Raw genomic sequence first — 23,273 nt, forward strand, 5'->3', positions numbered from 1 at the left:
ATGAACAGAACCAACCCTGTCTCGCGTCGCGGTTTTCTCAAGGGCAGCGCAGTGTTGGGCGGTGGTCTGGTGGTGGCGTTTGTCATCCCGGGTGCCAATCGCTTTGCCCTCGGCGCCGAGAATCAAGGAAACGCCTTCGCGCCCAATGCCTTTTTACGCATTGGCAATGACAACAGCATCACCGTGCTACTCGGTCATTCGGAAATGGGCCAGGGCATCTGGACCGGCCTGACCATGTTGATCGCCGAAGAGCTGGACGCCGACTGGTCGAAAATCCGCGTCGAACATGCGCCGGCGTCGGCGGCCGATTATGGCCTGCCGGCGTTTGGCGGGATGCAGATCACCGGCGGTTCGACGTCGACCTGGATGGAGTTCGATCGCTATCGCCAGGCCGGAGCGGCGGCGCGCTTGATGCTGATCGAGGCGGCGGCCAAGCGATTCGACGTGGCACCTTCGCAGATCCGCACCGAGTCGGGCGTGGTCATTGCCGGCGACAAGCGCGCCACTTACGGCGAACTGGCGGATGACGCCGGCAAATTGCCGGTGCCGGATCCGGCCTCGATCAAGTTCAAGGAGGCCAAGGACTGGAAGGTCATCGGCAAACCCACCAAGCGCCTCGACACTCCGGAGAAAATCACCGGGCAGGCGAAGTTCGGCATGGATGTGCAATTCGATGGGCTGATGACGGCGATGGTGGCTCGGTCACCGGTGTTTGGTGGCAGCGTCAAATCCTTCGAGGGCGCCGAAGCGCTGGCGGTACCGGGCGTGCACAAAGTGGTGCAGGTACCCACGGGTGTCGCGGTGATTGCCGATCATTATTGGGCGGCGAAGCTGGGGCGTGATGCGCTGAAGGTCGAATGGGATCTGGGGCCGAACGCCGGGCTCGACAGTCAACAGTTGCTGGAAAGTTTTCGTAAACTCGCTGGCACCCCCGGCACTTCCGCCAGTCAGGCCGGGGATGCGACGGCGACGCTGGGCAAAGCGGCGAAGACGATTGAGGCTGAATACAGCGTGCCGTACCTGGCTCATGCGCCGATGGAACCGCTCAATTGCACGGTGAAAATCTCCAAGGACAAATGCGAAATCTGGACCGGCACGCAGTTTCAGACGCTGGATCAGATGATCGCGGGGAAGATCACCGGGCTCAAACCCGAACAGGTCGAGATCCACACCCAATTCCTCGGCGGCGGCTTCGGGCGGCGGGCCAACCCGACCTCGGATTTTGTCAGCGAAGCCGTGTACGTCGCCAAGGCAGCGGGCGGGCCGGTGAAAACCGTCTGGGCCCGAGAGGATGACATTCGCGGCGGTTACTACCGTTCGGCGTTCCTGCATCAGGCGCGCATCGGGCTGGGTGCCGACGGCATGCCGATGGCCTGGAAGCATGTTCTGGTCGGGCAGTCGATTCTGACGGGCACTTCGTTCGCGGCGACCATGGTCAAGGATGGCGTCGACAAAACCTCCGTCGAAGGCGTGGCCGACAGTCCTTATCTTGAGGGCCTGGCCAATCATCAGGTTGATCTGCATTCACCGCAAACCGGCATCAGCGTGCTGTGGTTGCGCTCGGTGGGGCACACCCACACTGCATTCGTCATGGAATCGTTGATCGATGAACTGGCAGATGCGGCAGGCAAGGACCCGGTGGAGTACCGACGCGCCTTGCTAAAGGCGCATCCACGGCATCTGGGCGTACTGAATTTGGCGGTAGAGAAAGCCAACTGGAAAGCACCATTGCCCGAGGGTCATGCATTGGGCGTAGCGGTGCATGAGTCCTTCGGCAGTTACGTCGCCCAAGTGGCCGAGGTGTCGCAGGACAATCTGGCGATTCGCGTGCACCGGGTGGTGTGTGCGGTGGATTGCGGCATTGCGGTCAACCCGCAGGGCATCGCCGCGCAGATGGAATCGGGCATCACCTTCGGTCTTGGATTTACCTTGCACAGCAAACTGACGTTCAAGAACGGTCAGGTTGAGCAGTCCAATTATCACGACTATCAGGTCCTGCGCCTGAACGAGATGCCAGTGGTCGAGGTGCATATTGTCCCCAGCAGCGACAAACCCGGCGGCATCGGCGAGGTCGGTGTACCACCCGTGGCGCCGGCCGTGGCGAACGCGGTGTTTGCCCTGACCGGGCAGCGTCTGCGGGAACTGCCGCTGCAACTGTCGGGGGTGTGAGATGAGACGACATCTGTTTCTGGGCGCGGTGATGTTGATCGGCCTGGGTGGCTATGCCTCGGACCTGTTCGCTGATGATAAAGAGGCAGTGAAAGCGTTCGACACGGTGCAGAAAGTGTTCCAGAGCCCGCGTTGTCAGAACTGTCATATCCCTGGCGATTCACCGTTGCAGTTCGATGCGGGCATTCCTCACGCGATGAATGTGGTGCGTGGCCTGGATGGCAAAGGGGCGGCGGGTTTACCGTGTGCCAGTTGTCATGCCGAAAGGAATCCGCCAGCCAGTTATGGCCCCAACGCGCCACCCGGAGCACCGCATTGGAGCCTGCCGCCGGCCGCGCACAAAATGGCCTGGATCGGTCTGCCGGCCGATAAATTGTGCGCGATGATCAAGGACCGTTCCAGCAATGGCGATCGTGATTTTGCGGCGCTGATCAAGCACGTCAGCGACGACAAGCTGGTGCTTTGGGGCTGGAATCCGGGTGAGGGAAGGGCGCCGGTGCCGGTGCCCCACGATATCTTCGTCACCCAGTTCAAACGCTGGGCAGATGCTGGAGGGCCGTGTCCGGTGGCGGGTAGCTGACCAGCGGCGCGTTTATAGGGAGTCATACCGGGTGTGAGCGACTCTAACGTTCATACCCATCAAGGAGTGAGTGATGTTAACCCCAGGCAAACCGCTAAAACCCGGCGCTGGCGCAGATATTGCGCCGAGCGTCCTCGACAGCGCAGTGCAGGATCGCGACGTATTGCGCGACTTGGCGCGAAAGGCCGAGCAGGAGTTGATGGGCGTGCAGATGGCGAGCATGGATGAACTGACGCTGCTCCCCAATCGTCATGGCTTCGAGGCTTTGGCCCGGTTGGGGCTGGAGGCCTGTCAACAGTTGGGCAAACCCGCGACGCTGCTGTTTTTCGACCTTGATGATTTCAAACACATCAACCAGCTGTACGGCCGCGCCGAAGGTGACAATGCCCTGAAAACCTTTGCCGATGTACTGCGCATCGCCTTTCGTGAAAGCGATGTGATCGGCCGGCTAGGCAGCGATGAATTCGCCGCTTTGTTGACCGGCGCCAGCGCGGTGGAGGTTGGTGCGGTCAGAGCGCGGCTTGAAGAAATACTCGATGAGCGCAATGCCACGGTGCATCGTGGCTATGACATTCGCTTCAGTGTCGGGCAGATCGAGTTTGATCCGACGGTTTATGACTCGATTGTAGAGCTGCTGGGTGAGGCTGAGAAGGTGATGGGCCGATAGTGCATTGTTGTGTTGACGGGCCTCTTCGCGAGCAGGCTTGCTCCCACACAGATGTCTGCGAACACATAATTTGTGAACCTGTGGGAGCGAGCCTGCTCGCGATAGCGGCCTGACAGCCAACACCTATTTGGCAAACAGCTGCCCAATATCCTTGAACGCCTTGAATTCCAGGGCGTTGCCGCAGGGGTCGAAGAGAAACATTGTCGCTTGTTCGCCCACCAATCCCTGAAAACGGATACCCGGCTCGATCACGAAGCGCATGCCCAAGGCTTTCAAGCGCTCGGCCAGGGCCTCCCATTCCTCCATCCCCAATACCACACCGAAATGCGGCACCGGTACGTCGTGACCATCCACGGCGTTGGTATGGGCGGCTTCCTGAGAAGCGTTTTTCGGTGCCAGATGAATCACCAGTTGATGGCCGAAAAAGTTGAAGTCGACCCAATGGTCGCTGGAGCGACCTTCTTCCAGGCCGAACACTTCGCCATAAAAGCGCCGGGCAGCGGCCAAGTCGTAAACCGGGATGGCCAAATGAAAAGGGGACAGTTGCATCGGATATGCCTCGACGGGTTGGGAGTTGAGACTGAGTTTAGTCCTGTGCTTTTTGATTGAAAGACGATAGTTTTTGCAGCGAGCTCAAATTATTTCGATCAATTGGAGAGCCGCATGCTGCGGGAACTGAAAACTTTCATTGCCGTGACGCGTCATGGCACGTTCGCTGCGGCAGGCATGCACATCGGCCTGACCCAGTCGGCAGTTAGCGCGCAGATCCGTAATCTCGAACAGGCATTGGGCATACGCCTGTTCGATCGCACCGGACGTCAGGCAATTCTCAATGCGGCGGGGCAGCGGGCGTTGCCGATGGCTCGGGAAATTCTTGAGACCTTTAGCCGCATGGCCGTCAGTGATGGCGTCGGCGAGTTTCGTGGGGAATTGAAGATCGGCGCGGTGGCCACCGTCCAGACCGGGTTGTTGCCGCGAGCGCTGTTGCGACTCAGGCAACAAGCGCCGTTGCTGGAGGCGAAACTTGTGCCGGGGGTATCTCTGAACCTGTTGAGTCAGGTGGACACCGGCGAAGTGGACCTGGCGATTCTGATCAAGCCGCCCTTTGAATTGCCCAAGGAATTGTCGGCGCAAGTCATCCGCCGGGAACCGTTTGTGCTGATCGTGCCGGCAGATCTTGAGGGTGACGACCCGCTGCTGTTACTCGCCAACCACCCCCACGTACGCTACGACCGCACTTCTTTTGGTGGGCGCTTGGTGACTCGCTTTTTACGCGAGCAGCAGATTGATGTGCAGGTGGCTCTGGAGCTGGATGAGCTGGAAGCTATCGTCAAAATGGTTGAGTGCGGGCTGGGTGTTTCTTTGTTGCCCGAGGCCGGACTGTGGCTTGAACATGGCGCTGGGGTGAGGGTGATCGAGTTGGGAGAGCTGACGTTCTACCGGGAGATCGTGCTGTTGCAGCGTTATAGCCAGCGGACACAGCCGATCCAGCAGTTGTTTGCGCGGTGTTTGACACAGATCGACGACTGAGCAGCTGCATCGATTTTGAAATGGCAGGCATAAAAAAACCCGCCAATCGGCGGGTTTTTTAATGGCTAACCGAAGATCACTCTTCGATGTTGCCCATGGCGGTGGTGTTGAAGCCGCCGTCTACGTACATGATTTCGCCGCTGATGCCGGACGCCAGGTCCGAGCACAGGAAGGCGCCGGCGTTGCCGACTTCGTCGATGGTGACGTTACGACGCAGCGGGGTTTGCGCTTCGTTGGCGGCCAGCATTTTACGGAAGTTCTTGATGCCGGAAGCGGCGAGGGTGCGGATCGGGCCGGCCGATACGCAGTTGACGCGGGTGCCGTCCGGGCCCAGGGAGCCGGCCAGGTAACGCACGCCAGCTTCCAAAGAAGCCTTGGCCATGCCCATCACGTTGTAGTTCGGCATGGTGCGCTCGGCACCCAGGTACGACAGGGTCAGCAGGCTGCCATTGCGGCCTTTCATCATTTCGCGACCAGCCTTGGCCAGGGCCACGAAGCTGTAGGCGCTGATGTCGTGAGCGATGCGGAAACCTTCACGGGTGGTGGCTTCGGTGAAGTCGCCGTCCAGTTGGTCGCCCGGGGCGAAGCCGACGGAGTGCACGATGCAGTCCAGGCCGTCCCACTTCTGGCTCAGTGCTTCGAAGACCTTGGCGATTTCTTCATCGCTGGCCACGTCGCACGGGAAGCACAGCTCAGGGCTCGAACCCCAGCCTTGTGCGAATTCTTCGACACGACCCTTGAGTTTGTCGTTCTGATAAGTGAAGGCAAGCTCAGCGCCCTCGCGATGCATGGCGGCAGCAATGCCGGATGCGATGGACAGCTTGCTGGCGACACCGACGATCAGTACGCGCTTACCGGCGAGAAAACCCATGTGTTGCTCCTCTTTTCAGGTTATTGCGCAGTGGCTGGTGCCAGAAAAGCGGCTTCCAGCAACTGCTGTGTATACGGATGTTGGGGGGCGGCAAAAATGCTTTGCGCGTCTCCCTGTTCGACCACTTGGCCATGCTTGACCACCATCAGCTGGTGGCTCAGCGCTTTGACGACAGCCAGGTCATGGCTGATAAACAAATACGTCAGGTTGTACTTGGTTTGCAGTGAACGTAGCAGCTCCACCACTTGGCGTTGCACGGTGCGGTCGAGGGCCGAAGTCGGCTCGTCCAGCAGAATCAACGCCGGTTTTAGCACTAATGCCCGGGCAATGGCGATTCTTTGCCGTTGCCCACCGGAAAATTCGTGGGGGTAGCGGTGCCGGGTTTCCGGGTCCAGACCTACCTCCTTGAGTGCCGCAATGATCGCTTGTTCCTGTTCAGCCTCAGTGCCCATCTTGTGGATCCGCAGGCCTTCGCCGACGATCTGGCTCACGCACATCCGTGGGCTCAGGCTGCCGAAGGGGTCCTGGAACACCACCTGCATTTCCCGCCGCAGCGGCCGAATTTCTTGCTGCGTCAGGCAGTCTAGCTGCTTGTCTTCAAAACGGATGGTGCCTTTGCTACCGATCAGCCGCAAAATTGCCAGACCGAGCGTCGACTTGCCGGAACCGCTTTCTCCCACAATTCCCAGGGTCTGGCCCTGGGGCAGGCTGAAATTAATCCCGTCTACCGCTTTGATATGGTCCACGGTCTTTTTCAGAAAGCCTTTCTTGATCGGGAACCAGACTTTCAGGTCCTCGACCTGCAGCAGCGGCGGGCCAATCACATTGCTTGCCGGTTTGCCGCTGGGCTCCGCTGCCAGCAGTTCCCGCGTGTACGGATGCTGCGGCGCGCGGAACAATTCTGCGCACGATGCCTGTTCGACGATGCAACCCCGCTGCATGACACATACGCGATGCGCAATTCTTCGCACAAGGTTCAAATCATGACTGATCAGTAACAACGCCATGCCCAGACGGGCCTGCAATTCCTTGAGCAGTTCGAGAATTTTCAGTTGAACGGTCACGTCCAGCGCCGTGGTCGGTTCGTCGGCGATCAACAATTCCGGCTCATTGGCCAGGGCCATCGCGATCATTACCCGCTGACGCTGGCCGCCGGACAATTCGTGGGGCAGAGCCTTGAGGCGCTTGTGCGGTTCGGGGATGCCGACCATTTCCAGCAGTTCCAGCGTGCGTTTGGTTGCGATTTTGCCGGTCAGGCCTTTGTGGATGCCCAAGATTTCGTTGATCTGTTTCTCGATCGAATGCAGCGGATTGAGCGAGGTCATCGGCTCTTGAAAGATCATCGCGATCCGGTTGCCGCGGATGTGGCGGATGGTTTTCTCTTTCAGGTCCAGCAGGTTCTGGTCGGAATAGGTAATGGTTCCGGATGGATGCCGGGCCAGCGGGTAGGGCAGCAGTCGCAGGATCGAGTGGGCGGTCACCGATTTGCCGGAGCCGCTTTCGCCCACCAGCGCCAGGGTTTCGCCACGCTTGATGTCGAAGTTCACACCCTCGACCACCCGCTGAATGCGCTCGCCGACGACAAATTCGACGGCCAGGTCGCGCACTTCGATCAGATTGTCCTGATTCATTTCACTTCCTCGGGTCGAAGGCATCGCGAGCGGACTCGCCGATGAACACCAGCAGGCTCAACATCAGCGCCAGCACCGCAAATGCACTCATACCCAGCCACGGCGCTTGCAGGTTGGATTTACCTTGGGCCACCAGCTCACCCAGGGACGGCGCGCCCGGCGGCAGGCCGAAGCCGAGGAAATCCAGAGCGGTCAGGGTGCCGATGGCGCCGGTCAGGATGAACGGCATGAAGGTCATGGTCGAGACCATGGCGTTGGGCAGAATGTGGCGGAACATGATCGCACCATTGCGCATGCCCAGCGCCCGCGCCGCGCGCACGTATTCCAGATTCCGGCCGCGCAGGAACTCGGCACGCACCACATCCACCAGGCTCATCCACGAGAACAGCAGCATTATCCCCAGCAGCCACCAGAAGTTCGGCTGCACGAAGCTGGCGAGGATGATCAGCAAGTACAGCACTGGCAGCCCGGACCAGATCTCCAGAAAACGCTGCCCGGCCAGATCGACCCAGCCGCCATAAAAACCCTGCAAGGCCCCGGCGATCACGCCGATGATCGAACTGAGAATGGTCAGCGTCAAAGCAAACAGCACCGAAATCCGGAAGCCGTAAATCACCCGGGCCAGCACATCGCGGCCCTGGTCGTCGGTACCCAGCAGGTTATCGGCCGAAGGCGGCGCGGGGGCCGGGACTTTCAGGTCGTAGTTGATGCTCTGGTAGCTGTAGGGAATCGGCGCCCACACCACCCAGGCGTCCTTGGCCTTGAGCAGTTCGCGGATGTAGGGGCTCTTGTAGTTGGCTTCCAGCGGGAACTCGCCGCCGAACGCGGTTTCCGGGTAGCGCTTGAGCGCCGGGAAGTACCAGGCGTTGTCGTAGTGCACCACCAGCGGTTTGTCGTTGGCGATCAGCTCGGCACCGAGGCTTGCGCCGAACAGAATCAGAAATAGCCACAGCGACCACCAGCCACGCTTGTTGGCCTTGAACAGTTCGAAACGTCGGCGATTGAGAGGGGATAAGTTCATCTCAATGCTCCCGGCTTTCGAAGTCGATGCGCGGATCGACAAAGGTGTAGGTGAGGTCGCCGATCAGCTTCACCACCAACCCCAGCAGGGTAAAGATGAACAGCGTGCCGAAAACCACTGGGTAATCGCGGTTGATCGCCGCCTCGAAACTCATCAAGCCGAGGCCGTCGAGGGAGAAAATCACTTCCACCAGCAGCGAGCCGGTGAAGAAGATCCCGATGAATGCCGAAGGGAAACCGGCGATCACCAGCAGCATGGCGTTGCGAAATACATGGCCGTAGAGCACGCGGTGGCGGGTCAGGCCTTTAGCCTTGGCGGTGACCACGTATTGCTTGTTGATTTCATCGAGGAAGCTGTTTTTGGTCAGCAGCGTCATGGTCGCGAAGTTGCCGATCACCAATGCGGTCACCGGCAGTGCCAGGTGCCAGAAATAATCGAGGATCTTGCCGCTGGTGCTCAGCTCGTCGAAGTTGTTCGAAGTCAGGCCCCGTAGCGGGAACCAGTCGAAATAGCTGCCGCCGGCGAACACCACAATCAGCAGGATGGCGAACAGGAACGCGGGGATCGCGTAGCCGACGATGATTGCCGAACTGGTCCAGACGTCGAAGTGGCTGCCGTGGCGCGTCGCCTTGGCGATCCCCAGCGGGATCGACACCAGGTACATGATCAACGTGCTCCACAACCCGAGGGAGATCGACACCGGCAGCTTTTCCTTGATCAGATCGATGACCTTGGCGTCGCGGAAAAAGCTGTCGCCGAAATCCAGGGTGGCGTAGTTCTTGATCATGATCCACAAACGTTCCGGCGCCGATTTGTCGAAGCCGTACATGTGCTCGATTTCCTTGACCAACGCCGGGTCCAGGCCCTGGGCGCCGCGATAGGCGGAACCTGCCACCGATACTTCGGCGCCGCCGCCGGCAATGCGGCTGGTGGCGCCTTCGAAACCTTCGAGCTTGGCGATCATCTGTTCCACCGGCCCACCGGGGGCGGCCTGGATGATCACGAAGTTGATCAGCAAAATGCCGAGCAGGGTCGGGATGATCAGTAGCAGTCGCCGAAAAATATACGCCAGCATCTGATTACTCCGTGCCCGCAGGGTCGGCTTGCAGTTTGATTTCGACTTCTATCGGCAGTGCCGCGTTGGGCTTGACCCACCAGGTATTGATGCCGATGTCGTATTTGGGCGAAACCTTCGGGTGGCCGATGTGGTTCCAGTACGCCACGCGCCAGGTCTTGATGTGCCAATTGGGGATCACGTAATAGCCCCATTGCAGCACCCGGTCCAGCGCCCGGGCGTGGGCCACCAGGCTTTGGCGCGAATCGGCATTGATCAGTTGTTCGACCAGTTGGTCTACCACCGGGTCTTTCAAGCCCATGGAGTTGCGGCTGCCGGGTTTGTCGGCGGCGGCGGTCATCCAGTACTCGCGCTGTTCGTTACCCGGCGAGTTCGACTGCGGGAAGCTGCCGACGATCATGTCAAAATCCCGCGAGCGCACGCGGTTGACGTATTGCGAGACGTCGACCCGACGGATCACCAGATCAATGCCCAAATCACTGAGGTTGCGCTTGAACGGCAGCAGTATCCGCTCGAACTCGGTCTGGGCCAGCAGAAATTCGATGGTCACCGGTTTGCCGTTGGCGTCGACCATTTTGTCGTCGACGATCCGCCAGCCGGCCTCTTGCAGCAATTGCCAGGCCTGGCGCTGCTGGACGCGGATCATGCCGCTGGCGTCGGTCACCGGGTTCTGGAACGCCTCGCCGAACACTTGCTCGGGAATCTTGCCGCGGAACGGGTCTAGGATCGCCAGTTGATCGGCGTCCGGCAGGCCGGTGGCGGCCATTTCCGAGTTTTCAAAGTAACTGCGGGTGCGCGCGTAGGCGCCGTTGAACAATTGCTTGTTGGTCCATTCGAAGTCCAGCAACAGGCTCAGTGCGTGGCGCACGCGCACATCCTGAAACACCGGGCGGCGCAGGTTGAACACGAAGCCTTGCATGCCAGTGGGGTTGCCGTTCGGGATTTCTTCCTTGATCAGCCGACCTTCGGCCACCGCCGGAATGTTGTAGGCCTTGGCCCAGTTTTTCGCGGCCGATTCCAGCCAATAGTCGAACTGACCGGCCTTGAGCGCTTCCAGCGCGACGGTGTTGTCGCGGTAGTAGTCAGTGGTCAGCACGTCAAAGTTGTAGAAGCCGCGATTGACCGGCAGGTCCTTGCCCCAGTAATCCTTGACCCGTTCATAGCGCACCGAACGCCCGGCCTTCACTTCGCTGACTTTGTACGGGCCGCTGCCCAGTGGCAATTCCAGGTTGCCCTTGTTGAAGTCGCGGGTCGCCCACCAATGTTTGGGCAGTACTGGCAACTGTCCGAGGATCAGCGGCAGTTCGCGGTTGTTGGTGTGCTTGAACTTGAACAGCACTTTGAGCGGGTCTTCGGCGACCACTTCTTCCACGTCGCTGTAATAGCCGCGGAAGAGCGGGGCGCCGTCCTTGATAAGAGTCTGGAAGCTGAATACCACGTCTTCGGCACGTATCGGGTGGCCGTCGTGGAAACGTGCTTCGGGACGCAGGTAGAAGCGCACCCAGCTGTTGTCCGGGGCTTTTTCGATTTTGCCGGCGATCAGGCCGTATTCGGTAAACGGCTCATCCAGGCCGTGTTTGGCCAGGGTGTCGTAGATCATGCTGATGTCGTCGGCTGGCACGCCTTTGTTGATGAACGGGTTGAGGCTGTCGAAGCCACCGAACCCGGCCTGGCGAAAGATTCCGCCCTTGGGCGCATCGGGGTTCACGTAATCGAAATGTTTGAAATCGGCCGGGTATTTAGGCGGCTCGTTGTACAGGGTCAGGGCATGTTGCGGGGCGGCGCAGGCCAGCCCGGCGAACAACAGACCGCTGGCCTGCAAGAGCAGGGCACGTACGGGTTTCATCGATCTTTCTCCGAAGATTTCAACCACCATGCGCTCAGGCCCAGGGTATAGGGCGGCGTAGTGACGAAGGCGAACCGGTTGCGGTAGGCCAGGCGGTGATAATTGAGGTACCAGTTGGGAATGATGTAGTGCTGCCACAGCAGCACCCGGTCGAGTGCCTTGCCCGCGGCGACTTGTGCATCGCGGGTCTGGGCGGCGAGCAGTCGTTCGAGCAAATGGTCGACCACCGGATTGGCGATGCCGGCGTAGTTTTTGCTGCCCTTGACCCCAACCTGGCTGGAATGGAAGTACTGCCATTGTTCCAGGCCCGGGCTGAGGGTCTGGTTGAGGGTCATCAGGATCATGTCGAAATCGAACTGATCGAGGCGTTGTTTGTATTGGGCGCGATCGACCGTGCGCAGCCGTGCGTCGATGCCGATGCTGGCGAGGTTCTCGACGTAAGGCTGAAGGATGCGTTCCAGGTTCGGGTTGACCAGCAGAATCTCGAAGCGCAACGGTTGGCCGATGCTGTTTTGTAGCCGCTGACCGTTGAGCTTCCAGCCGGCCTCGGCGAGCAGGCTCAACGCCTGGCGCATGGTTTCCCGGGGAATGCCGCGGCCTTCGGTCTGCGGCAGGCTGAACGGTTCGGTGAGCAGCTTGGCGGGCAACTGATCGCGATAGGGCTTGAGCAACAGCCACTCATGACCGACCGGTAGTCCGGTGGCGGAAAACTCGCTGTTGGGGTAATAACTCATCGCTCGTTTGTAGGCGCCGCTGAACAGCGTGCGATTGGTCCATTCGAAGTCGAACATCAAACCCAATGCTTCGCGGACCTTGGCCTCGGCGAAAGCTGGCCGCCGGGTGTTCATGAACAGGCCCTGGCTCTGGGTCGGGATCTGGTGCGCGATTTGCGCCTTGATCACATCGCCACGGCGCACGGCCGGGAAGTTGTAACCATTGGCCCAGTTCTTCGCTTGGTGCTCGATGTAGATGTCGAACTCACCGGCCTTGAACGCTTCGAAAGCCACGTCACTGTCACGATAGAACTCGACTTCCATGCGATCGACGTTGTACTTGCCGAGATTGACCGGCAGGTCCTTGCCCCAGTAATCCTTGACCCGTTCGAAGACGATTTGCCGCCCGGGCGTTACCGAGGTGATTCGATACGGTCCGCTGCCCAATGGCGGCTCGAAGGTGGTGGCCTTGAAGTCGCGACCTTCCCAGTAATGCTGAGGCAGCACCGGCAACTCGCCCAGGCGCAGGATCAGCAGCGGATTGCCGGCGCGCTTGAAGACGAAACGGATACGCCGTGGATTGAGGATATCCACCCGCGACACTTCCTGAAGGTTGGTGCGGTATTGCGGATGACCTTCCTTTAGCAACAAACGGTAAGAGAATGCCACGTCATAAGCGGTGATCGGCGTGCCATCGTGGAAACTCGCTTCGGGGCGCAGGTTGAATACCACCCAGCTGCGGTCCTCGCTGTATTCCACCGATTGGGCAATCAGGCCATAACTGGAGGTTGGCTCATCGCCGGATGGCGCGTATTGGCCGGTGCCGACCATCAACGGTTCATTGAGTTCGTTGATACCGTATTGCAGGAAGTTGCCGGTGGAAACCGGGCTTGAACCCTTGAAGGTATAGGGATTGAGCGTATCGAAGGTGCCAAACGCCATCACCCGCAACGTACCGCCCTTGGGCGCTTGCGGGTTGACCCAGTCGAAGTGGGTAAATCTGGCCGGGTACTTGAGCGTGCCGAACTGCGCATAACCATGGCTTTCGCTGATCGTCGCGCTTGCGGGGGAGCTCGAGGCCAGGCTGATCAGGAGCAGGAGGAGGGGACGCTTCAAGTCAGAGATCCGATCCAGGCGGCTTGGGCTTTGTGGGCCGTACAGTAACAGCTTGTATCGACAGGAAAAAGACGGGGGCTTAATGCGTGGTTATTTGCGCAGGTGAAGGTCCGGCGGATCGCAGAACCTGTGGCGAGGGAGCTTGCTCCCGCTCGGCTGCGAAGCCGTCGTAAACCGGAATACGCGGTGTGTCAGAAATCACCGGGTTTCAGGTTTTGGGGCTGCTTCGCAACCCAACGGGAGCAAGCTCCCTCGCCACAAAAGCCCCTCGACAGGGCGTGCCGCTTAATTCGGCGAAGCAACCGTCAGCATCTGCCCCGGCTTCAGCGCCTGGCCAACCCGAGGGTTCCAGCGCTTGAGGTGCTGCATTTCAACGTTGAAGCGTTTGGCGACCATGTACAGCGAGTCGCCTTGTTTGACCTTGTACTGGGTCTGCGTCTTGTTGGTTACCTTGCCGCTCGATTTGCTGTTCGCCGCGACCACGGTGTTGACGCGCCCGGATTTGCGCTTGGTGGTGTCCTGCATCACCAGGGTCTGGCCGACTTTGAGATCCTTGCCGGTCAGTTTGTTCCAGCGTTGCAGATCCTTGACGTCGACCTTGTTGGCCTTGGCGATGGTGCCCAGATTGTCGCCGCGCTTGACCCGATAGGCGCGCTTGAGGCTGGCGATTTCGCTGTCGTCTACCCCTTCAAACACCGGCTTGAGCGATCGCTGACTGATCAACTCTTCAGGGCGCATGGTCGACAGACTGGTGGTCAGCAGTTGCGCCTTGGACGTCGGCACCAGCAGATGCTGGGGGCCGTCGATGGTGGTGCGCTGCTTGAAGGCCGGGTTGAGCTGGAACAGTTCGTCTTCGTCGATGTTGGCCACCGCGGCAACCTTGGACAGGTCCATGCGCTGGTTGATTTCGACGACCTGGAAGTACGGTTCGTTGGCGATCGGGTTGAGGTTCACGCCGTAAGCTTCGGGCGCGAGGACCACTTGCGACAATGCCAGCAGTTTCGGCACATAGGCCTGGGTTTCCGCTGGCAACGGCAGGTTCCAGTAGTCGGTCGGCAGGCCGAGTCGTTCGTTGCGCTCGATGGCCCGGCTGACCGTACCTTCGCCGGCATTGTAGGCCGCCAGAGCCAGCAGCCAGTCGCCGTTGAACATGTCGTGCAGGCGGGTCAGGTAATCCATGGCCGCGGTGGTCGAGGCGGTGATATCGCGACGGCCATCATAGAAGCGGGTTTGACGCAGGTTGAAGTAACGCCCGGTGGAAGGAATGAATTGCCAAAGACCCACCGCGTTGGCCCGGGAATAGGCCATCGGGTTGTAGGCGCTTTCAATTACCGGCAACAGCGCCAGTTCCAGCGGCATGTTGCGTTCTTCAAGGCGTTCGACAATGTAGTGAATGTAGAGGCTGCCGCGTTCGCCGGCGTTTTCGAGGAAGGACGGGTTACTGGCGAACCACAGGCGCTGTTGCTCGATGCGCGGGTTGACGCCCAGGTTGTCTTGCAACTGGAAGCCCTGGCGCATGCGCTCCCAGACGTCCTGTGGAATTTGCGGTGTTGGTTTTTCGCTGAGCCAGATGGGTTTCTGCTTGGCTCGAGCGGCAATATTCGGAGTGTGTGTCGCTTCGGTCTGCGGCACATGGCTGGAACAGCCCGCCAACGTGGCGGACACAGCCACCGCGATGGCTTGAGCCAAGCGGGTCAATGCGTCTGAATTGATGGCTTTACGAATAGGTGACGACATTGGCTGGAAGTAAGTTCCGGGCAAAAATGTCGGGCGATTCTAGAAAGCGCACCCCCTGCGGTCAACCATTCAGAATTTTTGTATCAGTAAGCAGCCTCCCTAGAACGTATCTTTCCACGCTCGAAGAGCAGCAAAAACCGCACTCGGAGCCCGGTTATCGGTTCCATTCCGTTCGTCCACTTTTTCTTTAACGGATGTTTCGTCGGTGCGCAAAAACGGATTGGTGAGCTTTTCCAGCGCCAGCGTCGAAGGCAGGGTCATGATTCCAGCGTCGCGTTGCCGGGTGACTATGTCCAGGCGTTCAAGGGTGTTGGGGTTGGCCGGTTCGACTACAGCGGCGAACTTCAGATTGCTCAGGGTGTACTCGTGGGTGCAGTAGACCAGCGTGTCTTCGGGCAGTGCCGCGAGGCGGCTCAGCGAGCGATGCATTTGCTCGGGCGTGCCTTCGAATAACCGTCCGCAACCGGCGGCGAACAGGGTATCGCCGCAAAACAAATGGCCGTGGTGATAAAAGGCGATGTGCCCGAGGGTATGGCCCGGCACTGCGAGAACGTCGAAGTCCCAGCCCAGCACGCTGATACGGTCATTGTCCTTGAGGGCCACGTCCCGCGCCGGGATGCTTTCGCTGGCCGGGCCGTAGACTGTCGCGTCTGTCGCTTTTTTCAGCCGCTCGACGCCGCCGACATGGTCATGATGGTGATGAGTGATCAGAATATCGCTTAACACCCAACCCGGGTGCGCCGCAAGCCACGCTTGTACTGGTGCGGCATCGCCCGGATCGACCACGGCGCAGCGCTGGGTACTGTGGTCTTGTAACAACCAGATGTAGTTGTCGGTGAAGGCGGGCAGGGCACTGATCTGTATCATCGTCGGATTCGCCAAGCGGAAAACATTGGCGCATCTTAGAACTTCCTGGCGCGTTGGAGAATGCAATGACCGATAAAGCGTTCGCTCAGGCCGATCCTGAGTGGCTGACATTGATCAGCGCGGCCCGTGAATGGCTGTCCGGGCCCATCGGGCAATTTCTGCTGGACGAAGAACGCCGCATGCTCGAAGACGAGTTGGCGCGCTTCTTCGGCGGCTACCTGGTGCATTACGGCCCTTCGGCGCAAACGCCGCCGTCGGCGCCGCAGGTTCAGCGCAATGTGCGGCTCGGTGCGCCGTTGCCGGGGGTCGAGATCGTTTGTGAAGAGCAGGCCTGGCCTTTGAGCGAGCACGCCGCCGATGTGGTGGTGTTGCAGCACGGGCTGGATTTCTGCCTGTCGCCCCACGGTTTGCTGCGCGAAGCGGCGAGCAGCGTGCGGCCTGGCGGGCATTTGCTGATTGTCGGGATCAACCCCTGGAGCAGCTGGGGCCTGCGTCATGTTTTTGCTCACGATGGGCTGCGCAAGGCCCGCTGCATTTCGCCGTCGCGAGTCGCTGACTGGCTGAACCTGCTGGGCTTCGCGCTGGAGAAACGCCGCTTCGGATGCTATCGTCCGCCGCTTGCGTCGCCCGCCTGGCAGTCCCGTCTGGCCGGTTGGGAGCGCAAGGCCGGTGACTGGCAATTGTCGGGTGGTGGCTTCTATTTATTGGTCGCGCGCAAGATCGTGGTGGGCCTGCGACCGGTGCGTCAGGAGCGACGCGAACCGATGGGCAAGCTGATTCCGTTGCCGATGGCCAAGGTCAACCGTCGTCACCTCGAACCGTAATACACATTTTATTTTCCCGGTCGGGTTCGCCCCGGCCTCGGGCATCGTCGGTCACCGATCGGCGAGCCGCCGCATTTTCTGGATAGATTGGCATGAGCGATAGCGTAGAACTCTTCACCGATGGCGCCTGTAAGGGCAACCCTGGCCCCGGCGGCTGGGGCGCATTGCTGGTGTGCAAAGGCGTTGAAAAAGAACTGTGGGGCGGCGAAGCCAACACCACCAACAACCGCATGGAATTGATGGGCGCCATCCGTGGCCTGGAAGAACTCAAGCGCTCCTGCGATGTACTGCTGGTGACCGACTCCCAATACGTGATGAAAGGCATCAACGAGTGGATGGCCAACTGGAAGAAGCGCGGCTGGAAAACCGCGGCGAAGGAACCGGTGAAAAACGCCGACTTGTGGAAACTGCTCGACGAGCAGGTCAATCGCCACAACGTCACCTGGAAATGGGTGCGTGGGCACATCGGCCATCACGGCAACGAACGGGCCGACCAACTGGCCAATCGTGGCGTGGATGAAGTGCGTGGGTACAAACAAGCCTAGACCCCTTCACTGATCGTTCCCATGCTCTGCGTGTGAATACAGCCCGGGACGCTCTGCGTCCCATTGGAACGCGGAGCGTCCCCTGAGGCATTCCCACGCAGAGCGTGGGAATGATCAGTGGGAGCGAGCCTGCTCGCGATGGGTGCCACACGGTGTATCTGAAAGACCCCCGCGAGCGTGTTAACATCGCCGCTTTTGCACGATTGACCCGTTGAGAGCTGAGCACTGATGGCCACCAGATCCGTTGTACTCGATACCGAAACCACCGGCATGCCGGTGACCGACGGCCACCGGATTATCGAAATCGGTTGTGTCGAGTTGATCGGTCGGCGCCTGACCGGCCGGCATTTCCACGTTTATCTGCAACCGGATCGCGAGAGTGACGAAGGCGCCATCGGCGTCCACGGCATCACTAACGAATTCCTGGTGGGCAAGCCGCGTTTCACGGAAGTGGCCGATGAATTTTTCGAGTTCATCAAGGGCGCGCAGCTGATCATCCATAACGCGGCGTTCGACGTTGGCTTCATCAACAACGAATTCGCCTTGATGGGCCAGCACGATCGTGCGGACATCACGCAACATTGCTCGATCCTCGACACCCTGATGATGGCTCGGGAACGTCACCCGGGGCAGCGCAACAGCCTCGACGCCTTGTGCAAACGCTATGACGTCGACAACTCAGGCCGTGAACTTCACGGCGCCTTGCTTGACTCCGAGATTCTCGCCGACGTTTACCTGACCATGACCGGTGGGCAGACCAGCCTGTCGCTGGCCGGGAATGCGTCCGATGGCAATGGTTCCGGTGAGGGCGCGGACAACTCCGCCACGGAGATCCGTCGTCTGCCGGCCGATCGTCAGCCGGCCCGGATCATTCGTGCCAGTGAGGAAGATCTGGCGCAGCACATCGCGCGCCTTGAAGCCATCGCCAAATCCGCCGGCGCTCCGTCGCTGTGGCAGCAATTGGCTGAGGCCAAGGCTCAGGCCTGAAAAGAACACAACAGATGCCAATGAACGACGCGAACCTGTAGGAGCCGGCTTGCCGGCGAAGGCGTTTTCATCGGCGCTGCATGCTGTGAGGCCGCCTTCGCTGGCAAGCCAGCTCCTACACCGTGAACGGAGTGCTCAATTCGGGCCAGTTATAATGACCCGGCGCCCCACTTCAGGGCATCCCCCTCGCTACATGCGCTCCAACCCTCTACCCTGAGGTTATTGGCAGGCTACGGTCTGCCGCCTCAGGACACCGAGCCCCCATGTATAAAGATTTGAAATTCCCGGTCCTGATCGTCCACCGCGACATCAAGGCCGACACCGTTGCCGGTGATCGTGTGCGTGGTATTGCGCGGGAACTGGAGCAGGAAGGCTTCAGCATCGTCTCGGCGGTTGATTACAACGAAGGACGTCTGGTCGCCTCGACCCATCATGGCCTCGCCTGCATGTTGATTGCCGCCGAAGACGCCAGCACCCATGCTCATCTTCTGCATAACATGGCTGAGCTGATCCGCCTGGCACGGGTTCGGGCGCCGGACCTGCCGATCTTTGCCCTGGGCGAGCAGGTCACCCTGGAAAATGCCCCGGCCGATGCCATGTCCGAGCTCAATCAGCTGCGCGGCATTCTCTATTTGTTCGAAGACACCGTGCCCTTCCTCGCGCGTCAGGTCGCTCGCGCGGCGCGCAAATATCTGGACGGTCTGTTGCCGCCGTTCTTCAAGGCGCTGGTGCAGCACACCGCCGACTCCAATTACTCCTGGCACACGCCGGGCCATGGCGGTGGCGTGGCCTATCACAAAAGCCCGGTGGGGCAGGCGTTTCACCAGTTTTTCGGGGAAAACACCCTGCGTTCGGATTTGTCGGTGTCGGTGCCGGAACTCGGTTCGCTGCTCGATCACACCGGTCCGCTGGCGGAGGCGGAAGCGAGAGCCGCGCGCAATTTCGGGGCCGATCACACCTTTTTCGTAATCAATGGCACCTCGACCGCCAATAAAATCGTCTGGCATTCCATGGTGGCTCGCGATGATCTGGTGCTGGTGGATCGCAACTGCCACAAGTCGGTGCTGCACTCGATCATCATGACCGGCGCGATCCCGCTGTACCTGTGCCCGGAGCGCAATGAGCTGGGGATTATCGGCCCGATTCCGTTGAGCGAATTCAGTCGCGAATCGATCCAGGCCAAGATCGACGCCAGTCCGCTGACCCAAGGCCGTGAGCCCAAGGTCAAGTTGGCGGTGGTGACCAACTCGACTTACGACGGTCTCTGTTACAACGCCGAGCTGATCAAGCAGAGCCTGGGCAACAGCGTCGAGGTGCTGCATTTCGACGAGGCGTGGTACGCCTACGCGGCGTTTCACGAGTTCTTCGCCGGCCGTTATGGCATGGGCACTTCCCGCACTGAAGACAGCCCACTGGTGTTCACCACCCATTCCACGCACAAATTGCTGGCGGCGTTCAGCCAGGCGTCGATGATTCACGTTCAGGACGGTGGCGCCCGGCAACTGGATCGCGACCGTTTCAACGAAGCGTTCATGATGCATATTTCGACCTCGCCGCAGTACAGCATCATCGCCTCGCTGGACGTAGCCTCGGCGATGATGGAAGGGCCGGCCGGTCGCTCGCTGTTGCAGGAAATGTTCGACGAGGCCCTGAGCTTTCGCCGGGCCCTGGCCAATCTGCGCCAACATATCGCCGCCGATGACTGGTGGTTTTCCATCTGGCAGCCGCCCTTGGTGGAACGCATCGAACAGGTGGTCACCGAAGACTGGCTGCTGCAACCCGACGCCGATTGGCACGGCTTTGGCGGCGTGACCGACGACTATGTGCTGCTCGATCCGATCAAGGTCACGCTGGTGATGCCGGGTTTGACGGCGGGCGGAGCCCTGAGCGCGCGGGGGATTCCGGCGGCGGTGGTCAGCAAATTCCTCTGGGAACGTGGGCTGGTCGTGGAAAAGACCGGTCTGTATTCGTTCCTGGTGCTGTTCTCCATGGGCATCACCAAGGGCAAATGGAGCACGCTGCTGACCGAGTTGCTGGAGTTCAAGCGCAGTTACGACGCCAATGTCAGCCTGGCCACCTGCCTGCCGTGTGTGGCGCAACCCAATATTGCCCGTTATCAAGGCATGGGCCTGCGCGATCTGTGTGATCAATTGCACGCCTGCTATCGCAGCAACGCCACGGCCAAACACCTCAAACGCATGTACACAGTGCTGCCGGAAGTCGCCATGAAGCCGGCGGACGCCTATGATCAATTGGTACGCGGGGAAGTTGAAGCTGTTTCGATCGATGCTCTGGACGGGCGGATCGCGGCGGTGATGCTGGTACCCTATCCGCCGGGGATTCCATTGATCATGCCCGGCGAGCGTTTCACCGAGTCGACCCGTTCGATTGTCGATTACCTTAAGTTTGCCCGTACGTTCGACAGTAGTTTCCCCGGATTTGTCGTAGATGTGCATGGCTTGCAACACGAAGACGAGGGCAATGGACGGCACTACACCGTCGATTGCATCAAGGAATGAGGACCTTTCCTAGTATGCAACCTGTCATGAATCCCAAATATCCAGGCCTCTCGGTGCGTGTCGCCGATGAGGGGTTTGCGGCTTATATCTGGGGCAGTGATTTCAGTTTTGAAGTCGCCGCCTATGGTGCCGCGCAAATCGGTAAGCCGGTGGCGCAGTGGCCGGTGACGCCGATCACACCGTATCGCAAGTGCTACGGCATCGACCCCGAGGAATTCAGCAGTTTTCGCGATGCCGCTGACAGCGCGATTTTCATGGCCTATCTGGATGATGAGCCGGTGGGTCACCTGGTGGTCAGCACCAACTGGAATGGCTTCGCCCATATCGATGAGTTGGCGGTGCATGCTCCGGCGCGTCGCCATGGCGTGGCCAAGGCGCTGCTGGACGTGGCGCAGTTCTGGAGTCGCAAGAAAAAACTGCCGGGCATCATGCTGGAAACCCAGAACAACAACCTGAGCGCCTGTCGACTTTATGAGCGTTGCGGTTACACGGTCGGCGGGATCGATCATCTGCGCTATCGCGGGATCGACCCGAACACCGCCGAGGTGGCACTGTTCTGGTACCGGTTGTTCGATAATCCGCTGGAAAACCCGCTCAGCTCGCCAGCATCGCCACGGCTTGTTCCGTGATGATGTCCAGCAACGCCTGAACCGCCGAAGAGGGCTCGACGCTCTTGAGGCTCAAGGCATAGACGCTGATCGGGACGGCAGGCGCCAGGGGGCAGGCATCGAGCCCGGCCGATTTGGCGCCGAGGGCGGTAAACGGGTCGACGATCGCCAGGCCTTCACCGGCCTCGACCATGCTGCGCATCATTTGATGAGTCTGGACCCGGGTCTGGATGACGGGAGCCGGGCGCAGCGCATGCAGCTTGTGGTCCAGCGCCGGGCTTAACGGATCGTGACCTTCCAGGCCAACCATCGACTGACCGGCCAGATCCTGCAGCGAGATGTACTTCTGTTTCGGTTGCAGCCAGCCATGGGGCGCCAGTAGCTGGAGCTTGCCTTGAGCGATGACCTGGCAATGGATATCGGCGTGGTCCGGGTCATGCAGGCTCAGGCCAAGATCGCTTTCACGCAGCAGCAGGCTTTTGACAATCTCGCGGGTCGGCTGACTCAGGAGGGTGCAAGGTGCGTCGGGGAGGCGTCGGCGCAGGGCCGCGATGCTATGTGGCAACAGGTGTTGTGCCAAAGGCGGGGTGCAGATGATTCGCAGGGGCGGGGCCAAGTATTGCTTGAGGCTGCTGGCCAGTCGCTGGACCGGCTCGAGGGCTTCGTAGACGTGGGCGATCTCGACCTGCAACTCTCGCGCCTCGCGCGTGGCTTGCAAACGACCACGCACGCTGGCAAACAGCATGAAACCCAACTGATCCTCGGCGTCACGCAGGGTGCGTTCGACCTCGGCCACCGGCAGCTGCAGCCATTCGGCCGCGGTGCCCAGATGGCCGGTCTGCAGGAGCGCCTGGATTACTTCGATATGACGTAAACGCATGCGTGAAGTCCATGTTCAGCAGGTGAGGGAGTCAGTCACTGAATCCTAACTCAAGTGCGCGCATATGACTTCTGCTCATAACAGCGGGTTATGAGGCGACGCTTGTTTCAGGTTCGCGAATGAGAGTGACGCCTGACTGCACAAGCAGAAATTCGTTGTCGGCGAGCTTGTTGACCCGGTCGCCAATGGCCAGCTTATAGGTAGTGACAGGCCCCGAGCCGTCTACCGATGGGATAGATTCCTGGAACTCATGCACCGAATAAACGCGGCCTTCCGCGTCTCTTGCATGGAACTGACTGACGAGTACTGCTGCCATCTGCTTAGAACCTCTGGAGATAAATCACTCAATTTGCGGTTCTGTAGACCGTGGTTGGGCGAGGTAAGTTTTCCTACAGGAAAAAAATAGTCAGGGACAGCGATTTTCCGTCGTCCACTGGTTGAATCGTCATTTGATCATCTATAACTAAGGGCTCTTTCCATCGGACAGTCGAGAATTCTCCATGAGCAACGTCTACGAGATCGCCGTTCTGGTCGGCAGCCTGAGAAAAGCATCAATCAATCGCAAGGTCGCGCTGGCGCTGGCCGAACTGGCGCCTGCCAATCTGAAGCTGACTATCATCGAAATCGGTGATTTGCCGCTCTACAACGAAGACATCGATGGCGATTCACCGCCGGCAGCCTACAGCACTTTCCGACAACAAGTGAGCTCATCCGACGCGGTGCTGTTCGTGACTCCGGAATACAACCGTTCGGTGCCGGCGCCATTGAAGAATGCGATCGATGTGGGTTCGCGCCCCTATGGCAAGAGCGCCTGGAACGGCAAGCCGGGTGCGGTGATCAGCGCTTCACCGGGCGCTGTCGGCGGATTTGGGGCCAACCACAACGTGCGCCAGTCCATGGTGTTTCTCAATGTACCGTGCATGCAGCAGCCGGAAGCCTATCTGGGCGGCGCCGGTTCAGCGTTCGACGAGGCGGGCAAGCTGTCGGAGTCGGTCAGGCCGTTCTTGCAGAAATTCATCGATGCGTATGCGCTGTGGGTTGAGCAGCATAAAAAGCAATGACCCGTTTACGTGGCGCTGATTAATTC

The 23,273-nt window shown here is 59.8% G+C and carries 21 protein-coding genes; 10 read left to right on the forward strand and 11 right to left on the reverse strand.

Annotated features, from left to right (window positions below; genetic code table 11):
- From CKW20_RS22450 to CKW20_RS22460, 3 genes are all read left to right on the forward strand, one after another.
- Positions 1-2,169, forward strand: coding sequence for a xanthine dehydrogenase family protein molybdopterin-binding subunit (locus CKW20_RS22450; RefSeq protein WP_095054843.1), 2,169 nt, complete (start codon positions 1-3; stop codon positions 2,167-2,169).
- A 1-nt stretch (position 2,170) separates the two neighbouring features.
- Complete coding sequence (locus CKW20_RS22455) at positions 2,171-2,749, forward strand: hypothetical protein (RefSeq protein WP_095054844.1); 579 nt, start codon at positions 2,171-2,173, stop codon at positions 2,747-2,749.
- A 73-nt stretch (positions 2,750-2,822) separates the two neighbouring features.
- Positions 2,823-3,416 carry a GGDEF domain-containing protein gene (locus CKW20_RS22460; protein WP_095054845.1) on the forward strand — a complete coding sequence of 198 codons (594 nt, stop codon included), beginning with the start codon at positions 2,823-2,825 and terminating at the stop codon, positions 3,414-3,416.
- 123 nt (positions 3,417-3,539) lie between these two features.
- On the opposite strand, the gene CKW20_RS22465 is transcribed toward CKW20_RS22460, so the two are convergent.
- Complete coding sequence (locus CKW20_RS22465) at positions 3,540-3,965, reverse strand: VOC family protein (RefSeq protein ID WP_095054846.1); 426 nt, start codon at positions 3,963-3,965, stop codon at positions 3,540-3,542.
- 114 nt (positions 3,966-4,079) lie between these two features.
- Between CKW20_RS22465 and CKW20_RS22470 the strand changes: the two genes are divergently transcribed.
- On the forward strand, positions 4,080-4,946 hold the full coding sequence (locus CKW20_RS22470) for a LysR family transcriptional regulator (RefSeq protein WP_095054847.1): 867 nt from the start codon (positions 4,080-4,082) through the stop codon (positions 4,944-4,946).
- 76 nt (positions 4,947-5,022) lie between these two features.
- On the opposite strand, the gene fabI is transcribed toward CKW20_RS22470, so the two are convergent.
- From fabI to gloB, 8 genes are all read right to left on the reverse strand, one after another.
- Complete coding sequence (gene fabI, locus CKW20_RS22475) at positions 5,023-5,817, reverse strand: enoyl-ACP reductase FabI (protein WP_095054848.1); 795 nt, start codon at positions 5,815-5,817, stop codon at positions 5,023-5,025.
- A 20-nt stretch (positions 5,818-5,837) separates the two neighbouring features.
- A complete protein-coding gene (locus tag CKW20_RS22480; protein ID WP_095054849.1) occupies positions 5,838-7,448 on the reverse strand; it encodes an ABC transporter ATP-binding protein in 1,611 nt (536 codons plus the stop codon).
- 1 nt (position 7,449) lies between these two features.
- Positions 7,450-8,469 (reverse strand): ABC transporter permease, encoded by a 1,020-nt coding sequence (locus CKW20_RS22485; RefSeq protein ID WP_030130410.1) that lies wholly within the window; start codon positions 8,467-8,469, stop codon positions 7,450-7,452.
- 1 nt (position 8,470) lies between these two features.
- A complete protein-coding gene (locus tag CKW20_RS22490; RefSeq protein WP_095054850.1) occupies positions 8,471-9,544 on the reverse strand; it encodes a microcin C ABC transporter permease YejB in 1,074 nt (357 codons plus the stop codon).
- A 4-nt stretch (positions 9,545-9,548) separates the two neighbouring features.
- The gene (locus CKW20_RS22495; protein ID WP_095054851.1) at positions 9,549-11,390 is read right to left on the reverse strand and encodes an extracellular solute-binding protein; all 1,842 of its coding nucleotides are present in this window, start codon (positions 11,388-11,390) and stop codon (positions 9,549-9,551) included.
- Positions 11,387-13,219, reverse strand: coding sequence for an extracellular solute-binding protein (locus tag CKW20_RS22500; protein ID WP_095054852.1), 1,833 nt, complete (start codon positions 13,217-13,219; stop codon positions 11,387-11,389). Before CKW20_RS22500 ends, CKW20_RS22495 begins: the two co-directional genes overlap by 4 nt.
- A gap of 285 nt (positions 13,220-13,504) precedes the next feature.
- Positions 13,505-14,956 carry a transglycosylase SLT domain-containing protein gene (locus tag CKW20_RS22505; RefSeq protein WP_095054853.1) on the reverse strand — a complete coding sequence of 484 codons (1,452 nt, stop codon included), beginning with the start codon at positions 14,954-14,956 and terminating at the stop codon, positions 13,505-13,507.
- 99 nt (positions 14,957-15,055) lie between these two features.
- Positions 15,056-15,823, reverse strand: a complete 768-nt coding sequence (gloB, locus tag CKW20_RS22510; RefSeq protein ID WP_095054854.1) for a hydroxyacylglutathione hydrolase — start codon at positions 15,821-15,823, stop codon at positions 15,056-15,058.
- Between the two features lie 65 nt (positions 15,824-15,888).
- Between gloB and CKW20_RS22515 the strand changes: the two genes are divergently transcribed.
- The 5 genes from CKW20_RS22515 (at position 15,889) to CKW20_RS22535 (ending at position 21,327) form a co-directional block, all read left to right on the forward strand.
- Positions 15,889-16,647, forward strand: a complete 759-nt coding sequence (locus CKW20_RS22515) for a class I SAM-dependent methyltransferase (protein ID WP_095054855.1) — start codon at positions 15,889-15,891, stop codon at positions 16,645-16,647.
- A gap of 92 nt (positions 16,648-16,739) precedes the next feature.
- A complete protein-coding gene (gene rnhA, locus CKW20_RS22520) occupies positions 16,740-17,192 on the forward strand; it encodes a ribonuclease HI (RefSeq protein ID WP_003180633.1) in 453 nt (150 codons plus the stop codon).
- A gap of 228 nt (positions 17,193-17,420) precedes the next feature.
- The gene (gene dnaQ / locus CKW20_RS22525; protein ID WP_095054856.1) at positions 17,421-18,179 is read left to right on the forward strand and encodes a DNA polymerase III subunit epsilon; all 759 of its coding nucleotides are present in this window, start codon (positions 17,421-17,423) and stop codon (positions 18,177-18,179) included.
- Between the two features lie 263 nt (positions 18,180-18,442).
- Positions 18,443-20,698, forward strand: coding sequence for an Orn/Lys/Arg decarboxylase N-terminal domain-containing protein (locus CKW20_RS22530; RefSeq protein WP_095054857.1), 2,256 nt, complete (start codon positions 18,443-18,445; stop codon positions 20,696-20,698).
- A gap of 14 nt (positions 20,699-20,712) precedes the next feature.
- Positions 20,713-21,327 (forward strand): GNAT family N-acetyltransferase, encoded by a 615-nt coding sequence (locus tag CKW20_RS22535; protein ID WP_030130401.1) that lies wholly within the window; start codon positions 20,713-20,715, stop codon positions 21,325-21,327.
- Here CKW20_RS22535 and CKW20_RS22540 read toward each other — a convergent pair.
- Together CKW20_RS22540 and CKW20_RS22545 are read right to left on the reverse strand one after the other, a co-directional pair.
- The gene (locus tag CKW20_RS22540; RefSeq protein ID WP_095054858.1) at positions 21,293-22,186 is read right to left on the reverse strand and encodes a LysR family transcriptional regulator; all 894 of its coding nucleotides are present in this window, start codon (positions 22,184-22,186) and stop codon (positions 21,293-21,295) included. The two genes, CKW20_RS22535 and CKW20_RS22540, sit on opposite strands and share 35 nt — an antisense overlap.
- Before the next feature lie 88 nt (positions 22,187-22,274).
- Positions 22,275-22,502 (reverse strand): hypothetical protein, encoded by a 228-nt coding sequence (locus CKW20_RS22545; RefSeq protein ID WP_095054859.1) that lies wholly within the window; start codon positions 22,500-22,502, stop codon positions 22,275-22,277.
- Between the two features lie 184 nt (positions 22,503-22,686).
- Here CKW20_RS22545 and CKW20_RS22550 point away from each other — a divergent pair, with 184 nt between their 5' ends.
- Complete coding sequence (locus CKW20_RS22550) at positions 22,687-23,247, forward strand: NADPH-dependent FMN reductase (RefSeq protein ID WP_095054860.1); 561 nt, start codon at positions 22,687-22,689, stop codon at positions 23,245-23,247.
- The last annotated feature ends 26 nt before the right edge of the window (positions 23,248-23,273 follow it).

Origin of the sequence: Pseudomonas sp. Irchel s3b2, from assembly GCF_900187445.1 — a bacterium.
Lineage (GTDB): Bacteria > Pseudomonadota > Gammaproteobacteria > Pseudomonadales > Pseudomonadaceae > Aquipseudomonas.

What these genes read in the sequence shown, in the direction of transcription:
- CKW20_RS22450 (WP_095054843.1), top strand. Translation starts at nt 1, where the DNA reads ATGAACAGAACCAACCCTGTCTCGCGTCGCGGTTTTCTCAAGGGCAGC.
- CKW20_RS22455 (WP_095054844.1), top strand. Translation starts at nt 2,171, where the DNA reads ATGAGACGACATCTGTTTCTGGGCGCGGTGATGTTGATCGGCCTGGGT.
- CKW20_RS22460 (WP_095054845.1), top strand. Translation starts at nt 2,823, where the DNA reads ATGTTAACCCCAGGCAAACCGCTAAAACCCGGCGCTGGCGCAGATATT.
- CKW20_RS22465 (WP_095054846.1), bottom strand. Translation starts at nt 3,965, where the DNA reads ATGCAACTGTCCCCTTTTCATTTGGCCATCCCGGTTTACGACTTGGCC.
- CKW20_RS22470 (WP_095054847.1), top strand. Translation starts at nt 4,080, where the DNA reads ATGCTGCGGGAACTGAAAACTTTCATTGCCGTGACGCGTCATGGCACG.
- fabI (WP_095054848.1), bottom strand. Translation starts at nt 5,817, where the DNA reads ATGGGTTTTCTCGCCGGTAAGCGCGTACTGATCGTCGGTGTCGCCAGC.
- CKW20_RS22480 (WP_095054849.1), bottom strand. Translation starts at nt 7,448, where the DNA reads ATGAATCAGGACAATCTGATCGAAGTGCGCGACCTGGCCGTCGAATTT.
- CKW20_RS22485 (WP_030130410.1), bottom strand. Translation starts at nt 8,469, where the DNA reads ATGAACTTATCCCCTCTCAATCGCCGACGTTTCGAACTGTTCAAGGCC.
- CKW20_RS22490 (WP_095054850.1), bottom strand. Translation starts at nt 9,544, where the DNA reads ATGCTGGCGTATATTTTTCGGCGACTGCTACTGATCATCCCGACCCTG.
- CKW20_RS22495 (WP_095054851.1), bottom strand. Translation starts at nt 11,390, where the DNA reads ATGAAACCCGTACGTGCCCTGCTCTTGCAGGCCAGCGGTCTGTTGTTC.
- CKW20_RS22505 (WP_095054853.1), bottom strand. Translation starts at nt 14,956, where the DNA reads ATGTCGTCACCTATTCGTAAAGCCATCAATTCAGACGCATTGACCCGC.
- gloB (WP_095054854.1), bottom strand. Translation starts at nt 15,823, where the DNA reads ATGATACAGATCAGTGCCCTGCCCGCCTTCACCGACAACTACATCTGG.
- CKW20_RS22515 (WP_095054855.1), top strand. Translation starts at nt 15,889, where the DNA reads ATGACCGATAAAGCGTTCGCTCAGGCCGATCCTGAGTGGCTGACATTG.
- rnhA (WP_003180633.1), top strand. Translation starts at nt 16,740, where the DNA reads ATGAGCGATAGCGTAGAACTCTTCACCGATGGCGCCTGTAAGGGCAAC.
- dnaQ (WP_095054856.1), top strand. Translation starts at nt 17,421, where the DNA reads ATGGCCACCAGATCCGTTGTACTCGATACCGAAACCACCGGCATGCCG.
- CKW20_RS22530 (WP_095054857.1), top strand. Translation starts at nt 18,443, where the DNA reads ATGTATAAAGATTTGAAATTCCCGGTCCTGATCGTCCACCGCGACATC.
- CKW20_RS22535 (WP_030130401.1), top strand. Translation starts at nt 20,713, where the DNA reads ATGCAACCTGTCATGAATCCCAAATATCCAGGCCTCTCGGTGCGTGTC.
- CKW20_RS22540 (WP_095054858.1), bottom strand. Translation starts at nt 22,186, where the DNA reads ATGCGTTTACGTCATATCGAAGTAATCCAGGCGCTCCTGCAGACCGGC.
- CKW20_RS22545 (WP_095054859.1), bottom strand. Translation starts at nt 22,502, where the DNA reads ATGGCAGCAGTACTCGTCAGTCAGTTCCATGCAAGAGACGCGGAAGGC.
- CKW20_RS22550 (WP_095054860.1), top strand. Translation starts at nt 22,687, where the DNA reads ATGAGCAACGTCTACGAGATCGCCGTTCTGGTCGGCAGCCTGAGAAAA.